Genomic DNA, 15,664 nt, shown 5'->3' with positions numbered 1-15,664 from the left:
TTCGTCGCCCGTTACGTCGGATGCTCCGATGAGCATGCTTCCAGACAGTGTCATGTTACAGTCTCGCAAAGGTTTCAGCGTTGTCCTACACCGTGTAGTCAACGGCGGCCCATTCGAAGTACGGCTTCAAATCAGCCAACAGTGCGACATGCAGCGGGTGGAACAGGTAGGCGTCGAGTTCGGCCGCGTTGTCGACTTCGGACTCTAGGATGTAATCCCAGCTAATGGGGCGTGTCAGTTCGTTTGCGGCAACCCGTCATAACCGTATAGCCGGAATGTCGGCATCTAAGGCGCTCATGTGCGCGGCCAGGCGCGCTTCAAGCGCCGCATCACGCTCGAGTCGGGACGCTGGCGGAACAAGACAATGTGCCGGATCATGTTGTTGCCTTCGTGGCGCTTTGCAGGTGATAGCCCCGATCAGCATAGTCGAACGCAACCAGTTCATTGATGCGGGCGGACGGGTCGGCGGGCGAGGCGTAGTAGGCGCGGATCTCTGAGATTTTTCCTGTCTCGGGATCAAAGTCGTATCATTCCGCGCCGCGCAGAGCCGTGCCGCTTTTGTTCTTCCAGTGCGTCCATTCGATCATCGCCTCGGGCGTGTTGTGGCTGCCTGCTCGCGTCATTTTGTTTAATGCGCGGATCATGGCTATAGCCTCCCCAACCTGTGCATCATAATCCCGCAGCGTAAGATGCCCACCGAACAGTTGTTTAACGCGGTACATCGCCGCTTCTGCCACCTTTAATAGCCCCTGTTCAAACCGGACACTTCACCAGTAAGACATAGCCGTCGCGCCAGATGGTGCTCAGCCCGCGTAGCGCAGATTCGATAATGTCCCGCGTGTCGCTGGTGGGATAGTCGCAGACGCATGAGGCTGTATTTGAATACTGAAGTTCGTTTGCGTGCCTGGCGGTAGCGATCGACACGCTGATATGTCGGCAACGCGAGTTCTGTTCTCGCAGCTTTTCTCCGGCACGGGTGGCATAAAGTGTAACGGCCTGCCTCATGTCCTCCAACTCAGTGATCCTCTAACCAAATGAGCGTGAATTAAGGATGTTCTGCTTCGGCGGCGGCGCGTCTTCCAATGCGATGCAGGACTCGCCATTGAGCTCGCGGGTGGTGCGCTCAACGATAACGTCAAAGTTTTTCCGGATCATGCTGATGTTACTGTCCGCCAGCTGCAGAGCCGTGGTGATTCCCAGCTGGTGCATGCGCTTAGTGATGCGGAGGCCGATACCCCAAATATCGCTGACGTCGGTCAGGTGAAGCAGCTTTCGCTGCCGGGTCGGGCTGGATAAATCCACCACACCCTTTGTCTGCATCCACTTTTTCACGGCATGGTTAGCCAGTTTGGCCAGAGTCTTCGTTGGGCCGAACCCAACGCCAATTACCAGCCCGGTTTCTTTCCGGATGCGCTCACGCATCTGGTGTCCGAACGTCTCAAGTGGGATCACATTGCTGATGCCGGTGACGTCCAGAAATGACTCATCAATAGAGTAAACCTCCTGTCCTGCAGCCGTCTCGCCCAGTATGGCCATCATGCGGGCCGACATATCGCCGTTTATGTGGAATGGAACATCAAAATGAGATGAAGTCCATTCAGTGGTTGTTTCTTACAACACGTGCGCTGCACGCACACATCCCGAAACTGCTTTAGTTCACTGCCTCGCTGCGTGTGTTTGCCGCTATTCTGCCGGACCCCATGGGCGCAGATGTATATATTCTGATTAATCTGTCTGCCAGAAAGGAAGGGGTTTTATTCATGAAGGGCAGGACTCAGGCTAAAAGCCGGTGGTGAATACGACGCAGGTACGGAAGCATAAAAAATCAGTTTTTTACCGCTTACGCTTGTTGTTGTGATCATCTTTTTTATCATTAAGGTCCTCCGGTGGCTCATCCGGTTCACGATAAAATCAACAGTCAGTAAGTTCCTCTTTAAACCGTGCTCGTGGTGGTTTTTTATACCCGGAAAATGCTGTTATAAAAAAACACCGATCTGAACAACACCCCTTCAGCATTCATTATGCCTGCAGACATCAAGCAGAAAAACTGCCGGGTCGTCAGGCTGAATGAGACGGGTTCCTGTCGCCACCGGAACGGGTCCCCCGTCAGCAACTGTGCATTTTACAGTACTCTGACGTATGGTACAGGAAAGCCTGCCCGCAAGGGGCAGAAGTTAAGAGTCCGCATGCGTGCATCCCGCCTGATGAGTGTCTCACAGGAGCCAGTCGGAAAAGTCGCGCAGAATTACGTGCCGCTGGCAACCTTCAGGCGGCGTAAGCAGAAAACTGATAAAGAGGAAGTGACAATGGTGTCCGGCGCAACGCCCTGGCGGGAGTCTCTGATTCGTCTTATTGCATTACGGCTGCGCTACCGGCGCGCCTGCCTTAATCCTTACGTAAGTGCGACGTTTCTGACCTCGATGCTGTCGGAAATTGAGGAAGCAGAACGTGACATGGCGCGTCTGGAACAAAAATATGTGCATCGCTGACGCCTTTAAAATGCCACTGCCGCTAAGGATTCTTACGGTACCGGGCAATGGCGTTTGTCGGCCGCAATTCCGGTGACGCAACACGATACCAGCATGCTTTTCCCCGGATTAAGCTGTTTAACGGGACCCTCTTTTTTCTCTCTCCGCAACAACTTCGCCTTCGGTTTTTTTCCGACATTTCTGCGTGCGCCTTCGGTACCGTACCATCCTGTAAGGGACATATTATGGCAACTGAACTCAGGTCCGGCGAAGCGTTGCCTGCAGGTGACTCTCACCTGTGCGCGGTCAGGGTTACAAAGAGCGCCTGCAGCGACAGGAATATTATTGGCAGGGCCCTGTTATTTTAGTGCGCAAGGCCGATACAGTCTGTATGCGCTTCTGACTGCTTTTCTGGTTTCTTCGCTGACTACAGGTGCCCGTACAGCCTTTCTTTCCGGGGCCGGGCAACAGCAGGCAGCCGGTGACAGCCTTCATCCGCTTACGTTCTCATGCTCAATTTAGGATAAATAACGGGTTATTTCTGGCAGCAGGCAGGTATTGTGCGGGAAGCACGTCCCGTTCCGGACTGATTAAAAACAGCACAATGCTCACTGATTATACTGACGGGAGTCCCCGGATGCGACAGAAGCTTTTCCGGCTGGCCATGATTAACATGGCTACCATTGTTTTACTTTCCTCTCTCTGGGAGTTCGGGCTGGAAAAGCCTGTTTCGGGCGTACTTGGCCTGGGCTATGACGCTGGCTTTGAGGCGAGTGAAAGGCTGAGATTTATTCTGACGTCCACGGTCTTTGCCGGGCTGGCAATGATAATCCCGGGCCTCCTCATCGCCGGCCTACTCCGCAGAAGCCTGGCCGCTGAGAAAAGTGCCCTCCTGCTTGCCGGAACGGATGAGCTGACCGGTACCGGTAACCGGAGGGCGTTCAGCACCCGCCTTGCTGAACTTGACGCAGGCGGGACACCCTACACCCTTACCCTGATTGACATTAACGACTTCAAGAGCATTAACGACCTTCACGGGCATCTGCAGGGTGACGCCGTACTGATCGCTCTGGCCCGGCTGCTGACTGAATTCGCCGGGCCTGAAACGCAGGTATTCCGCATCGGTGGTGATGAGTTTGCTGTTACCTCCGGACATTCATACACGGATGAGGCCACTGAGACAGCACACACTCTTCTCACACGCGCGGCGGGCGTACGGACCGGGCCGGGAACGTTCCTGAGCCTGTCCGTGGGCGTCGCCAGCCCTGCCTGCAGCGCCGGATATGACATCGTGCGGGCGGCCGACCTTGCCATGTATGAGGCGAAAAGGAATACGGCGCATCCGGTGGTTCGTTTTACGCTCGGCCTGGAGCAGCGGTTCCGGCGCAGGGAACGGTTACAGAATGAGGTTGCCATGGCCGTCAGAAATCACGACATCGTACCTTTTCTGCAGCCGCTGGTCTGCCTTAAGACGGGCCGCATCAGGGGGTTTGAGATACTGGCGCGGTGGACTAATGCTTCCGGACGGGCCGTTGCCCCGGACGTATTTCTTCCCGTAGTGGAGAAACTGGGACTCATGGACACGCTGACCGCCCGGCTGCTGGAGGCCGTCGTCCCGCTGACCCCGGGATGGCCGGCAGGCCTTCATCTGGCACTGAATATCACACCGGAGCAGCTGCTTAAGCCGGCGCTGACGGCATGCCTGTCCCGCCTCATGCAGCATGCCGTACCGGTCAGGTTAGAGCTCGAAATTACCGAACAGAAGGTGATGACGATATCGGAAGATGCGCGCCGGGCTATCCGCACCCTGAAAGAATCCGGCACCGGCGTGGTACTTGATGATTTTGGCACCGGCTATTCCAACCTGTCGGTCCTGCTGGGGCTCGGTATCACCCATATCAAGATTGACCGCTCGTTCATCTCTGACCTGATAAACAGCCCTCAGAAGGAAAAGGTAGTTGAGACCCTGCTCATACTTTGTAAGGAACTGGGCGTTACGGTGACGGCTGAGGGGATTGAGGATGCAGCCACCCTGGAATGGCTGCGAAAAAGAGGCTGTGATTACGGCCAGGGCTACCTTTTCAGTCAGCCCGTTCCGGCAGAGCGTGCCGCCGGCCTGACTGAGGCGGGCTATCCGGGCATGAAAAAATCATAACTTAAAAACACATCAGATATGCGACTGATGCCGGAATCAGCGTGAGTAACTTCTGCATGCCGCAGGCAGTCATTACGGCTGTACGGCATTCATGCTATATGCGATGCGCCAGAACGGGTATGCTGCAGCCCCTGAGAATTATATAGTGCGCAACTTTATTGCACTCCCCCCCTCCTGAGTCCGCGCTTTCTGCCGATACCCGTTCATCAAACGAACGTTTCCGGAGAACTGATGAAAATTTCAATGCGCCTCAGCGCTGGCTTTGGCCTGCTTATCCTGCTTTTTATCCTGTGCACGGGTATTGCCGTTCACGCTCTGAGGCAGGCCACGGAGGGAATGAACGACACGGTCGACGTGAAGATGAAGCGCTTTGCCCTGGTCGTGGATGACCGTGTCTGCCGGGGTGGCCTCGATGGCGGACTGCGGAAACCGGGAAGCGATGCTTCGGCGGGCGGATGAGGCCCTTTATGAAGCGAAGGGTGCAGGGCGTAACGTGGTGGTTATCGCCGGAGCAGAGACCTTCCGCCTGTATCGCGGGACCGGGCAATAAGCATTTTTCTGCACTGACAGTATCTGTGTGCTGGGGAGTAAGACCGGAGTATATCTCAGGAAGGGAGTAAGCGTCACATTTAGACCGTATATACGCTTACGCAGACGTGTATCTGCTAAGACTTATGCTGACGCTCTGCTTTGGACATTAATTTCAGCTGAGGGTGGTAACACACAGATGCTTACGTTATCCAAAATGACGGCTTCATAATTCTGGGAGGCGTAAAGTTAGGGAACATGTTAAACCGCTGAAGATTTATGTGCTTAGTAATGTTTTTTTTGCCTGTTTATGGCACAACATATCCTCTGATATAAATGCTTTGCGTACAGGTATTACATGCTAGCCATTCCTTTTCCCTGGTACACCCTGTCTATTTTGCTTATTTTATTGTTGAAGATTTGCCGGCAGCGCCCCGCGGGTTATCGCAACAGCGCGATTTTTATTGCGGGTTGTTCGCTGCTGCTAATGATGTCAGCCCTGCGCTGGCAGTTTGATCTTATTAAGCTGCGCCAGTTGCAGTCTGTCATGGCGATTACCCTGCCACCGCTGGCCTGGCACTGCTTTGCCTGCTTTACGGGACAGCGCTTGCAGCAAAAAGTTGCCGCTTTTGTGGGACCGCCGACACTCGCTCTGGCGCTGAATCTTATTGCTCCGGCAACCACGGATGCTGTGCTGATGCTGCTCTATATCGGCTACGGTTGTGCCCTGATTCGAATGGCGTTACAGGGAAGTGATACGTTTATTTTCAGGCGACTTAGCGACAGCGCTTCAACCTCATCACGCGCTTTTATCGCGGGGGGCTTTCTCTGTTTTTCCGGGCTGACCGATCTGGTCATCGCGCTTAACTTCCATTTTTATCAGGGCCAGCAGGCGCCGCAGGTGGTGGCAATCTCGCAGGCTATTCTGCTGCCATTTGTCTGTTTTGCCATTGTCGGTAGCAGCCATCTGTCACTCGTGGTCAGGGAGCCTGCATTGCCCCCCAAAGAGAGTAAAGAGGACAATACTGAAACGTTTCTCTCGACTTATCAGCGGGTGAATACGCTGATAAGCGAGCAGAATCTGTATCTGAACCCCGACCTGACGCTGAATGCGCTGGCAAGAAAAACCGGGGTCCCGGCGCGCCAGATTTCAAAAGCGGTGAACCTGACGCGCGGCTGCAATGTCTCACAGTGGATCAACGGTTTTCGCATCGACTTCGCGCAGCAGCTTCTACGAAACACGGCTCTGCCTGTAACGGAAGTGATGCTGGAGGCGGGTTTTGCCACCAAATCAAACTTTCATCGCGAGTTTCTTCGTATCAGCGGTATGACCCCGACGGATTACCGCCGGACAGCGGCTGAAAGTCTAGGGACTGATTGAGGAAGGCGCTGATATCCCGGGTGAGCTGACGATGGATCGCAGCCCGACTCCGGGTACCGCCATCCTGGCAGACGATCTCTTCGCCCGGCTCTTTTTCTGCGATCAATGCCATCGCACCCGGTTTGCACTGCTGCATAAAACTAAAGTGCGTGGCCCCTTCGACATTCACTACACGCCTCACCGCAGCGGGAATATATTCAGCCAGGTAGCCCGACTCCAGTCTGGCGGGTAACTCGTCGCTGTCCGCCTGGGCCGTCATAATCAGCACAGGGACTGCAATCTGAGAAAGTGATTCTGGCGTGAATCCGCGGGCCAGACCCAAATCGAGTGAGACAACGGCTTTGATTGCCGGATCGCTTTCGTCTGCTGCCAGCCTCCCGTCAGCGTCATCAATACCCAGCGCCTGAGTTAGCTTGCAGGCTGACAGCCTGGCATGTGTCCGGCAATCATTCTGAAAGCGTGCGGCGTCAAAGCGTGCCCCCGCCAGTTCAAGTACCGTCCAGCCGCCGAGAGAGTGTCCGGCGGCGGCTATTCGCTGCACATCAACTTTTCCTGCAAGAGAGGGGGTGGTAATAATTTTTACCATCGCCCGCTGCAGATCCTGTGGACGACGCCAGAGTTCCTTCGCATCCTGCGGCCGCTTATTAAATGTTGTCGTGCCGGGATGATCGACCGCCACCACAATATAGCCCTGAGCCGCCATTTCCGTTGCCAGCCAGCTCAGGTTGCGCCAGTTGCCGCCATAGCCGTGAGAAAGCAGAAGCAGCGGATGCTTGCCCGCTTCCGGAGCCGCATCGCGCAGCGCAGAGGTACCGTAAAAGGCAATATTGTCACCCACCTTTTCCGGCGAACCGGTAGCCGCGGTAGGATACCAGATAGCGATATCGAGAGGGCGGGAGTCAGCCTCGTGGATATTCAGCTGGCGAAAAGCCGTGTTGGCATACGACGCGACACTAAAGAGAAGAGAAAAAAGAAAACAGGTAAGGGGGCGTATCATAACGATCTCCGGTAAGTAGACAGAGACGCATTGTGGTCAGGAACGCCCGGTTGATGCGTCCTGAAACGCGATCGAGTACCTTTATTATGACTTTTGTCAGCCGACTTAAAGCTGAATTTCCCAGCCATTCAGTCTGACCGGGATCTATGATTTAACCGTTTTATCAAAAAAAATGTCCGGCTGCAGTCAGATTAAAATTTGCCCCATGCCATAGAAGTTTTAAGGTTAAATCTGAGCTGATACAGCAGATGCAGGATCGACTTTCCACGGCAGCAGGTCGCGCAGCCGGTTCACAGGCCATTCCTGAATATGGCTCAGCACAAAACGCAGCCATGCCTCGGGATCCACGCCATTAAGCCGGCAGGTCCCGATCAGTGAGTACAGCACCGCGGCCCGCTCACCGCCGCTGTCTGAACCGGCAAAAAGCCAGTTTTTTCGGCCCAGGGCGACGCCACGCAGCGCGTTTTCCGCAATATTGTTATCTATTTCAGCCCAGCCGTTACGGCAGTACAGGCTGAGAGCATCCCACTGCTTCAGCAGGTACGCGAGCGCCTTCGCCGTATCCGAGTGGCGCGACAGCACCTTCATCTGCGCCTGTATCCAGTCGTACAGCGACTGCATCAGCGCGACGGTTCTGGCTTTTCTCACCGCCAGCCGGTCCTCTGCCGGGCTGCCGCGTATCTCCGCTTCGATGGCATACAGCTCACCGATGCGCTTCAGCGCTTCGGTGGTGATGTCGGTCGGGGTACGGACGTGAACGTCGTGGATTTTTCGCCGGGCGTGCGCCATGCAGGCCGCTTCCGTGATGCGGCCGTCTTCGTACAGCGCGTTGTAACCACCGTACGCATCCGCCTGCAGGATACCACTGTACCCCGCAAGGTGCTGCTGCGGATGCATTCCCTTACGGTCCGGTGAGTACGCGAACCAGACCGCAGGCGGAAGCTGTGAACCCGCGTTGCGGTCATCCCGCACGTACACCCACATCCGGGCCGTGCGCGTTTTGCCGCTGCCCGGCTCCTGAACCGGTACCGGGATATCGTCGGTATGCACCTTGCCCGGCATCAGCACGTACTGGCGCAGCAGGTCGTACAGCGGCTCCAGCAGTTCGCTGACCGCGCCTGACCAGCGCCCCAGCGTGGCGCGACTCAGCTCCACGCCCTGACGGCGGTAGATTTCTAACTGCCGGTAGTGAGGCGTGTGCTCCGCAAACTTCGCCGTGACGATGCGCGCCAGCAGGCCGGGGCCGGCGTAGCTGCGCTCAACGGGCTTTGAGGGCATGGGGGCCTGAACGATGTGGTCACAGCTGCAGCAGGCCAGCTTTGGCCGCTGCGTTTCGATAACCCTGAAGGCGCTGCTGATGAGCTCCAGCAGCTCCGACACGTCGCAGCCCAGTGCGCTGAGCTCTCCGCCGCATGCCGGGCAGGCGGTTTCTGCCGGCAACAGCGTGCGGGTTTCACGCGGGAGTGTGGCGGGGAGAGGTTTACGGGCAGAAGACTGGCGCAGCGGCTGTGGCAGTACCGGGTCATGCTGTTCGCCCAGCACCTCTGCCATCTCTTCCTGCAGGGCGCTGATGCGCTCCTCTGCCTCGCGCACCTGGCGTGCCGTTTTCTCCCGCAGCTTTTCGGAGCTTTTGCCGAACTGCATGCGCTGCAGCTTAGCGACCAGCGCCTTCAGCCGGTTGATTTCGCTGGCGTAGGCCGCCACCCGCTGTGAGAGCAGGCGGTTGTACTCCGCCATCTGGCGGATGGTGTGCTGCTGCGTGTCCAGCAGCGCCCGGAGCCGGGCGTTTTCTGCAGAAAGTGAGCGTTCCATGCAGCCACATTACTCCGGTTCAGATGCGCAGGCCAGGAGCATTTATCCGCTGCGGATGCTTCCAGTTAATGCCCTCGAGCAGCATTGCCAGCTGGGCCTGCGTAAGATGAACCCTGCCGTCACGGGTCACCGGCCAGACAAAGCGCCCCCGCTCCAGGCGTTTGGTGAACAGGCACAGACCGTCCGCGTCGGCCCAGAGAATTTTTACCATATCGCCGCGCCGACCCCGGAAGATGAACAGGTGGCCGCCGAACGGGTCGGCGCGAAGCGTGTTCTGCACCTTTGCGGCCAGCCCGTTGAAGCTGCACCGCATGTCAGTCACGCCGGCAACCAGCCAGATGCGGGCACCCGCCGGAAAGCTAATCATGCCACACCTTTCCTGAGTTCGCTGACCAGCGCGTGCAGCAGCTCCGGCGTCAAGGGTCCGGTCAGGCTCAGGCTGCCGCCCGGCAGCGTCAGCTTACAGCTTATAACGGGGGGCGAATCCGGCGTGCCGCCGTTCTGCCTGACCGGTACAGGGAAAGACTCAACCGTGACGGGGATCATCCCGGCACGAGTGGCAGGGTCTAACAGGCCCTGACGGTGTAGATTGCGCCAGTTAAACACGAGATTATCGTTGACGCCATGCTCCCGGGCCAGCTGTGCCACACAGGCGTCCGGCTGCAGGCTGAGCTCTGCCATGCGGATTTTGAACTCAATCGGCCAGTCCGGACGCCGTTTTTTCACGGGCAGGTTTGTTTCAAGGTTGAAGGCGTAAAGCTCTTCCTCCAGGCGTTCCGGCGTGTATTCCTCCGGCAACGGCCAGTTAATACCCGTGCGGCGAAAACGCTTGAACATTTTATGCGTAGCGGAAGGGCTGATGTTCAGTTGCTCTGCGATTTCACGGTAAGTCAGGGCGTCGTTAAACCGCAGGCTGAGTGCGGTAGTGATCCAGGGCCTACTGGTGTAAGGCGTGTTTCTGTTCACGGTAGTGTCCATGTTCGCGAAAGTGTCCATGGTAGGAAACACGGGAAAAAATGGAAGACGGTCTGAGTGTGACGCTTACGGAAGGGATGACACATGCGGAAGACATTCTTCGGGCTTTTTTCCGGAACAGGATAAAAAGCGCTGAAATATTCTCTCCCGCTGGCGCGGGAGTATCGCTTTGAGGTCACCCGGTCCGGCAGCAGCATACCGGCCAGAGAGGACAGCAGGGGACATCGTTAAGCGTACCCGGAGCACTGCCATGCAGGTCAGTCACAAGGTCAGGCCATGCTATGCTGACCCGCACGGACCGGCGAAGGGACAGTCAGTGACACCCGCAAATAAATCGCTTACACCTTTACAGCCGCCGAAATGTATGAATCGCAGAGAGCAGGAAAAGATGAAAATCATGGCAGACACAAATACGGTTGCACATATCCGCGCATACCTGCTGGGTTCCGGTCACCGGTTCACAGGTGAATCAGCGGAATTTGAAGCGGTAATCCATGCCCTGTACAGCGAGGGGAGACAGGTCAGTAATCAGGCCATTATCCTCAGACTCAAAGATGAACAGGCGGCCGAGACTGACAAAAACCGGCAGGCCACGCTCCTGAGCCTGCAGCAACTGGTTGCCGGTTATACGCCGGATGATCCGCATACCTGAGGCGGGCATTTTACACTCGCAGAAACATGACCCGCCAAAGGGACGATACTGGTGCGGGGACGGTATCAGCAGTGGCCGCGCAGCTTCCAGCTCAGCCACTCGTCGAGTTCACCTTCCGGCAGGGGCCGTGAATAGAAATACCCCTGCACCTGGTCGCAGCCGTACTCCGCGAGCGCGGAGCCCGTTTCGGCATCCTCAACGCCTTCGGCCAGCACGGTATAATCAAGGTCCTTCAGCATGGTAATGATACTGCGTGCAATGATGCGCGAGGCGGTGTCAGTCGCAATTTCACGGATGAGCGAGCGGTCCAGCTTGATAACGTCAATCGGCATGCGGCGAAGGTAGCTGATGTTACTGTAGCCGGTACCAAAGTCATCCAGCGAAATCCCGAACCCCCGCAGCTTCAGCATTTCAAGCCCGTGCATCGCCGCCGGATTTTCAATAATACGCTCGGTCTCCAGACACTCAATGCCCAGCAGCGAAGGGGGAAGCTTTGCCCTTATCATCTTCAGCTCCAGCGCGTCGGCAAAGCCCTCGCACGCAAAGTCCTGGCTGCTGACATTCACCGTGACCGGAAGCTGAATGCAGCTGTTGCGCAGACACGCCAGACGGCTGATGACGCGGTCCGTGACCCAGGTCGTCAGGTCGCTGAGCAGCGAAGTCTGCTCGGCCAGAGGGACAAACAGCGCAGGAGAAAGTTCGCCGCGGACCGGGTGTTGCCAGCGGACCAGCGCCTCCAGTGCGACGGGCCTGCCGCTGTGCAGGCAGATTTTAGGCTGGAAGGCGAGCCACAGGCCCCTGTCTTCCCGTAACGCGGCGGCGAGGTCGTTCATCAGCGTAAAGTCCTGAGTATGACGCGCGTCGCTTGCCGCGCTGAAGCGCATGGCGGGTATACCCCGGCCGATGGCCTCATGAAGCGCGCTGACCGCACGGCGCAGCGCTTCCTGTGCCGTTATGCTGCCGGTTGCAAAGGTCACTTCGCCGGCATAGGTGCTGAGCGCCACGGCGATGCCGTCCCCGAGATCGGCACGGATCCCCTCCAGACGACCCGCGACCCATTCTGCATTCATGTGGCTGTCATCGCACGTCAGAACGGCAAATCGTCCGGTGGCGACGGTGTAGAGCGGTTCACCGGCGGCCGGGCGCAGGCGAAGCGGCAGCAGGATGGCAACGTCCCTGAGCAGGCTTTCCACCGGCCCCATTCCCATCGAACGGGCGAGTTCGTAGGCGCGAGGCATGTCAATGCAGTCAATCAGCACCAGACGGCGTGACGCGCTGTCACCCGATGCGGCCAGGCCCTGCAGGTCACGGATAAGACACTGGCGGTTAGGCAGGCCGGTGACCGGGTCGGCAAGCCCGGCAGAGTGCCAGGCCTCCAGAAACGACATCACCAGCGCGGCCAGAAGCTTCAGGGTGGTTACCTGCCCGGATCCAAACGGATGCGGCACCGTGTCCGTGACGCACAGCGTACCAAGCACGATACCCTCGTGATTTTTCAGCGGTACGCCGGCATAGAAACGTATGTAGGGCGCGCCGGTAATGAGGGGATGTGACGAAAAACGGGTATCCTGCCAGGTGTCAGGTACAATCACTTCACTGTCGCTGTCCACCGCATGGCGGCACAGGGAGTCCTCACGCGACGACTGCTTCAGCCCGAAATTGTGAGCGGCCTGCACATACTGGTGCTTATCGTCCAGCACGGAGATAAAACTTCCGGGAATGCCGAGTGCCTGGCTGGCCAGCCGGACAAATTTTTGCAGCACGTCGGCCCGGCTTTCGTCGGGGCTGCGCAGCGCCTTCAGCGCCCGGGCGCGGCGATCATCATCGCCGGTAAGGTTTATCAGCATGGAGTCCTCCGTCCCGGCCTGGTTCCGGTGCGAAATAAGAAAGGAAAAATGTACAATAACGGGCCGGCACGAAAGGAAATAACTGCAACAGGAAGAAGCTATTAAAGTTATAATATATCCGGCATTCTAGGTACCATCAGGTCCGGTGTCATCAATTATTTTGTTTAGCAAATTATATACTGCATCACGATTCTTTTCTCTTATCGTCAAAACATATTTTTTTCTGATTATTCCTGCCACAATTCTTCTTAATAAACGCAGCGCGTAATTAATTACGCGCAAAAATAAAAAACTAAAAATTATTTAATAACAATCTGACACCAGGGAAAGCCTTATGCAGTTACTCAGACACCTGACCATCCGCCGCGTGGTGCTGTGGATAATGATCCTCTCACTGGCCGTGGTGGCGCTTGCCGGTGGCTATGGCGCACTGACGCTGCGCGAGATGTACCGCCATGCCGACCGCGCCGACACGCTGACGCAGCAGCTGACCTTTCTGACGCGCGCGGGCCTCGTCATGCAGGACGGCAGCGCAGCGGATAAAACGGCGCTGCTGACCGCCGTTCCGGCTGATCCGTCATGGGACGCGTACCGCGCAACGCTGTCGGCACCGGCAGGTTATCAGGCCGCGGCACGCGAACGCCTTAGTGCCCTGACGCAGCAGCTGGCCGCAGACGATGCGCCAGTGCTGGTCGAACGCCACCGTCTTGAGGTGATTCTTTTTACCGCCCTGCTGGCCGCCACTGCGCTGCTGGCATTCTGTGACCGCTACCTCGTGGTACATCTCGTCCGCCCTGTTGCTAAAATCCGTGCGCACCTGAAGACTATTGCGGATGGCGACCTCACCCGTGAGCCGGAAGACCTCGGCCGCAACTGCGTCGGGCAGATGGTACCGCTGGTCAGGGAGATGCAGCACAGCCTGCTGGATGCGGTAAAATCGATCCGCGACAACGCGGTCATACTGCACCGCGAGGCCGGCGACATTGCCAGCGGTAACGCAGATCTGTCCGACCGGACCGCCTCCCAGGCTGCCGCACTGGAGCAGACTGCGGCCAGCATGGAAGAGATTACCGCCACCGTCAGCCACAACGCCGCTAACGCCCGTGAGGCAAGGGAGCTGGCGGTACAGACCGCGGAAACCACGCGCCGCAGCGAGCATCTGGTTCGCGCAGTGGTTGATGCCATGGGCGGAATAGCAGAGGGGGCTGAAAAAATTCGTCAGTTCACCACAACGATAAGCGGGATTGCCTTCCAGACTAATATTCTGGCGCTGAATGCCGCGGTCGAGGCTGCCCGTGCCGGTGAACAGGGCAGGGGTTTTGCCGTCGTGGCCGCCGAAGTGCGTTCGCTGGCGCAGCGGAGTGCGATCGCCTCAAAAGAGATTGAAGAACTGATCGCCGATACCGTGGCACGCGTCAGCGCCGGCCGCCAGGCAGCGGACAATGCAGGCACTACCATGGATGAGGTACTGCATGGCGTCAGCGGGGTCAGCGAACTGATCGGCCAGATAGCGCTCGCCTCCGGGGAGCAGAGCAAAGGGATCGCACAGGTCACGCTGGCTGTGGCGGAGCTTGACCATGTTACCCAGCAGAATGCCACACTGGTACAGGCGGTGTCCGCTACGGCGGGCAGCCTGAGCGGACAGACTACCGCTCTGAGAGGGGCAATTACCCGCTTTACGCTGCCGGCGGCGGACGATAACGTTATGACTGTCGCAACGGGGCTGCAGCGTCATATCAGTCCCCCGGTGACCCCGTCAACAGAAGGTGGCTGGGTGGCGTTCGGTCATCAGTAACACCCGTATACGGCGGCAGGCTCTCATCCTGCCACGCGCTCGCGGCCGGTGTCCGTACCCGCCTCACGCCCGCCCTGGATCTGGCTAGCCCGGGTTGTGCGCAGCGACATCGTCCGCAAAGTTATCGGCTCCTGTTATCGGATGACTGCATCACTGACGTTGTCGGCCATCAGACACTGAATATTATCCTCTTTATACCGGTATGAGCAGTATTACCCATGTCCGTTTATTTAAAGTTTTTCCTGGCATGACGACTCATCAGATAGGATATAGCGGAATAACTTCGTCGGCAGCATTGCGGAAACAAGGAGACCCCCCTGGAGTCCGCAGGAAATAAGGTTTTCACAGAAAAACGAATAACTCAGACGTAACCTGAATTAACGCATACCGCCTGCGGTAACTCAGTAAATGGCCGGGCCGCTGGCATTGCATTACGGAAGAAAAGTTAAGACAATGTAATGACTGTACTGTCATTCTCTGCGTTATCTTCACTCTGCCAGCCTTGCCTGGCCCGCACCTGTAAAGGGAGTATACTCTGGGAAATCAGCCTGTGAAGCGCCCTGTTGTTGGCTTTTCCGACGTCCGTGAACTCCGGCTGGCCGCAGGCCTGTCGCAGGAAGCTGCAGCTGAACGCTTTGAGCTCAGCCTGCGCGTGTGGCAGACCAAAGAGGCAGCAAAAAACCCCGCCCCCCTGAGCCAGGGAGAGTATGAAATGTTGCTTCTGCTGGCCGGGAGACATCCTCATTATGCGCTTGTACCGAAAACGAAAAAATAGTTCTCCCTGGCTGGCAGCACCTGAATTTAACGCGTTACCGGCCAGGATGAGGACATGAGTCAGAAATATTTCTATGCGGTGCGGTGCGGCCATCCCGCAATCGGAGAGGTTCACTGTAAGGGCTGCACCGAACTGGCTCGGGCCGGCGGGAGGAAGTTTATGGGCACTTTCCACACCCTCACACATGCGCTTCAGTCAGCGCGGCTGCAATATCCCGACTGTGTTATCTGCCAGCTGTGCGCCTTACAGCAGCGGTGACCTGCCGCCCGACGGCGTCCG

Annotated in this window: 14 protein-coding genes and 1 pseudogene; 7 read left to right on the top strand and 8 right to left on the bottom strand. The window is 57.2% G+C overall.

What is annotated here, in order from left to right; all coding sequences use genetic code 11:
- Positions 1 to 527: 527 nt before the first annotated feature.
- The 3 genes and pseudogenes from FA92_RS22670 to FA92_RS23615 form a co-directional block, all read right to left on the bottom strand.
- Positions 528 to 737 (bottom strand): annotated as a pseudogene (locus FA92_RS22670) (hypothetical protein); the annotation flags it as partial.
- Between the two features lie 16 nt (positions 738 to 753).
- A complete protein-coding gene (locus tag FA92_RS23620; RefSeq protein WP_072008972.1) occupies positions 754 to 1,014 on the bottom strand; it encodes a hypothetical protein in 261 nt (86 codons plus the stop codon).
- 12 nt (positions 1,015 to 1,026) lie between these two features.
- Entirely contained in the window at positions 1,027 to 1,551 is a 525-nt protein-coding gene (locus FA92_RS23615; protein WP_051926514.1) for a hypothetical protein, read from the bottom strand.
- 635 nt (positions 1,552 to 2,186) lie between these two features.
- On the opposite strand from FA92_RS23615, the gene FA92_RS23610 reads away from it, so the two are divergent.
- The 4 genes from FA92_RS23610 (at position 2,187) to FA92_RS11040 (ending at position 6,532) form a co-directional block, all read left to right on the top strand.
- Positions 2,187 to 2,489, top strand: coding sequence for a hypothetical protein (locus tag FA92_RS23610; RefSeq protein WP_033783580.1), 303 nt, complete (start codon positions 2,187 to 2,189; stop codon positions 2,487 to 2,489).
- A 616-nt stretch (positions 2,490 to 3,105) separates the two neighbouring features.
- Positions 3,106 to 4,623, top strand: a complete 1,518-nt coding sequence (locus FA92_RS11050; RefSeq protein ID WP_239780529.1) for a bifunctional diguanylate cyclase/phosphodiesterase — start codon at positions 3,106 to 3,108, stop codon at positions 4,621 to 4,623.
- A 231-nt stretch (positions 4,624 to 4,854) separates the two neighbouring features.
- Positions 4,855 to 5,082 (top strand): hypothetical protein, encoded by a 228-nt coding sequence (locus FA92_RS23305; RefSeq protein WP_051926512.1) that lies wholly within the window; start codon positions 4,855 to 4,857, stop codon positions 5,080 to 5,082.
- A 427-nt stretch (positions 5,083 to 5,509) separates the two neighbouring features.
- Positions 5,510 to 6,532: an AraC family transcriptional regulator gene (locus FA92_RS11040; protein ID WP_033783578.1), complete on the top strand. Its 1,023-nt coding sequence runs from the start codon at positions 5,510 to 5,512 to the stop codon at positions 6,530 to 6,532.
- Here FA92_RS11040 and FA92_RS11035 read toward each other — a convergent pair.
- The 4 genes from FA92_RS11035 to tnpA form a co-directional block, all read right to left on the bottom strand.
- On the bottom strand, positions 6,471 to 7,529 hold the full coding sequence (locus tag FA92_RS11035; RefSeq protein WP_033783577.1) for an alpha/beta fold hydrolase: 1,059 nt from the start codon (positions 7,527 to 7,529) through the stop codon (positions 6,471 to 6,473). The two genes, FA92_RS11040 and FA92_RS11035, sit on opposite strands and share 62 nt — an antisense overlap.
- Before the next feature lie 225 nt (positions 7,530 to 7,754).
- Positions 7,755 to 9,341: an IS66 family transposase gene (locus FA92_RS11030; protein WP_033783575.1), complete on the bottom strand. Its 1,587-nt coding sequence runs from the start codon at positions 9,339 to 9,341 to the stop codon at positions 7,755 to 7,757.
- A 19-nt stretch (positions 9,342 to 9,360) separates the two neighbouring features.
- On the bottom strand, positions 9,361 to 9,708 hold the full coding sequence (gene tnpB, locus FA92_RS11025; protein ID WP_033783574.1) for an IS66 family insertion sequence element accessory protein TnpB: 348 nt from the start codon (positions 9,706 to 9,708) through the stop codon (positions 9,361 to 9,363).
- On the bottom strand, positions 9,705 to 10,307 hold the full coding sequence (gene tnpA / locus FA92_RS11020) for an IS66-like element accessory protein TnpA (RefSeq protein WP_239780528.1): 603 nt from the start codon (positions 10,305 to 10,307) through the stop codon (positions 9,705 to 9,707). The genes tnpB and tnpA overlap by 4 nt, the downstream gene beginning before the upstream one ends.
- A 406-nt stretch (positions 10,308 to 10,713) precedes the next feature.
- Here tnpA and FA92_RS23470 point away from each other — a divergent pair, with 406 nt between their 5' ends.
- On the top strand, positions 10,714 to 10,968 hold the full coding sequence (locus FA92_RS23470) for a biofilm development regulator YmgB/AriR family protein (RefSeq protein ID WP_197061501.1): 255 nt from the start codon (positions 10,714 to 10,716) through the stop codon (positions 10,966 to 10,968).
- 65 nt (positions 10,969 to 11,033) lie between these two features.
- On the opposite strand, the gene FA92_RS11010 is transcribed toward FA92_RS23470, so the two are convergent.
- On the bottom strand, positions 11,034 to 12,815 hold the full coding sequence (locus FA92_RS11010) for a GGDEF and EAL domain-containing protein (RefSeq protein ID WP_033783572.1): 1,782 nt from the start codon (positions 12,813 to 12,815) through the stop codon (positions 11,034 to 11,036).
- Positions 12,816 to 13,149: 334 nt separating this feature from the next.
- Here FA92_RS11010 and FA92_RS11005 point away from each other — a divergent pair, with 334 nt between their 5' ends.
- Positions 13,150 to 14,610, top strand: a complete 1,461-nt coding sequence (locus tag FA92_RS11005; RefSeq protein ID WP_033783571.1) for a methyl-accepting chemotaxis protein — start codon at positions 13,150 to 13,152, stop codon at positions 14,608 to 14,610.
- A gap of 535 nt (positions 14,611 to 15,145) precedes the next feature.
- Complete coding sequence (locus FA92_RS22655; RefSeq protein WP_072008969.1) at positions 15,146 to 15,385, top strand: transcriptional regulator; 240 nt, start codon at positions 15,146 to 15,148, stop codon at positions 15,383 to 15,385.
- The last annotated feature ends 279 nt before the right edge of the window (positions 15,386 to 15,664 follow it).

Origin of the sequence: Pantoea sp. 9140 (assembly GCF_000745295.1) — a bacterium.
Classification (GTDB): Bacteria; Pseudomonadota; Gammaproteobacteria; order Enterobacterales; family Enterobacteriaceae; genus Pantoea; species Pantoea vagans.
This window is presented reverse-complemented; position numbering and strand designations above follow the sequence as displayed.

Excerpts from the sequence above, each read along its gene's own strand:
- FA92_RS11035 (WP_033783577.1), bottom strand. The coding sequence starts at position 7,529 with ATGATACGCCCCCTTACCTGTTTTCTTTTTTCTCTTCTCTTTAGTGTC.
- tnpB (WP_033783574.1), bottom strand. The coding sequence starts at position 9,708 with ATGATTAGCTTTCCGGCGGGTGCCCGCATCTGGCTGGTTGCCGGCGTG.
- FA92_RS11005 (WP_033783571.1), top strand. The coding sequence starts at position 13,150 with ATGCAGTTACTCAGACACCTGACCATCCGCCGCGTGGTGCTGTGGATA.
- FA92_RS11010 (WP_033783572.1), bottom strand. The coding sequence starts at position 12,815 with ATGCTGATAAACCTTACCGGCGATGATGATCGCCGCGCCCGGGCGCTG.
- FA92_RS23610 (WP_033783580.1), top strand. The coding sequence starts at position 2,187 with ATGCGTGCATCCCGCCTGATGAGTGTCTCACAGGAGCCAGTCGGAAAA.
- FA92_RS23470 (WP_197061501.1), top strand. The coding sequence starts at position 10,714 with ATGGCAGACACAAATACGGTTGCACATATCCGCGCATACCTGCTGGGT.
- FA92_RS23305 (WP_051926512.1), top strand. The coding sequence starts at position 4,855 with ATGAAAATTTCAATGCGCCTCAGCGCTGGCTTTGGCCTGCTTATCCTG.
- FA92_RS11040 (WP_033783578.1), top strand. The coding sequence starts at position 5,510 with ATGCTAGCCATTCCTTTTCCCTGGTACACCCTGTCTATTTTGCTTATT.
- FA92_RS11050 (WP_239780529.1), top strand. The coding sequence starts at position 3,106 with ATGCGACAGAAGCTTTTCCGGCTGGCCATGATTAACATGGCTACCATT.
- FA92_RS11030 (WP_033783575.1), bottom strand. The coding sequence starts at position 9,341 with ATGGAACGCTCACTTTCTGCAGAAAACGCCCGGCTCCGGGCGCTGCTG.
- FA92_RS23615 (WP_051926514.1), bottom strand. The coding sequence starts at position 1,551 with ATGTCGGCCCGCATGATGGCCATACTGGGCGAGACGGCTGCAGGACAG.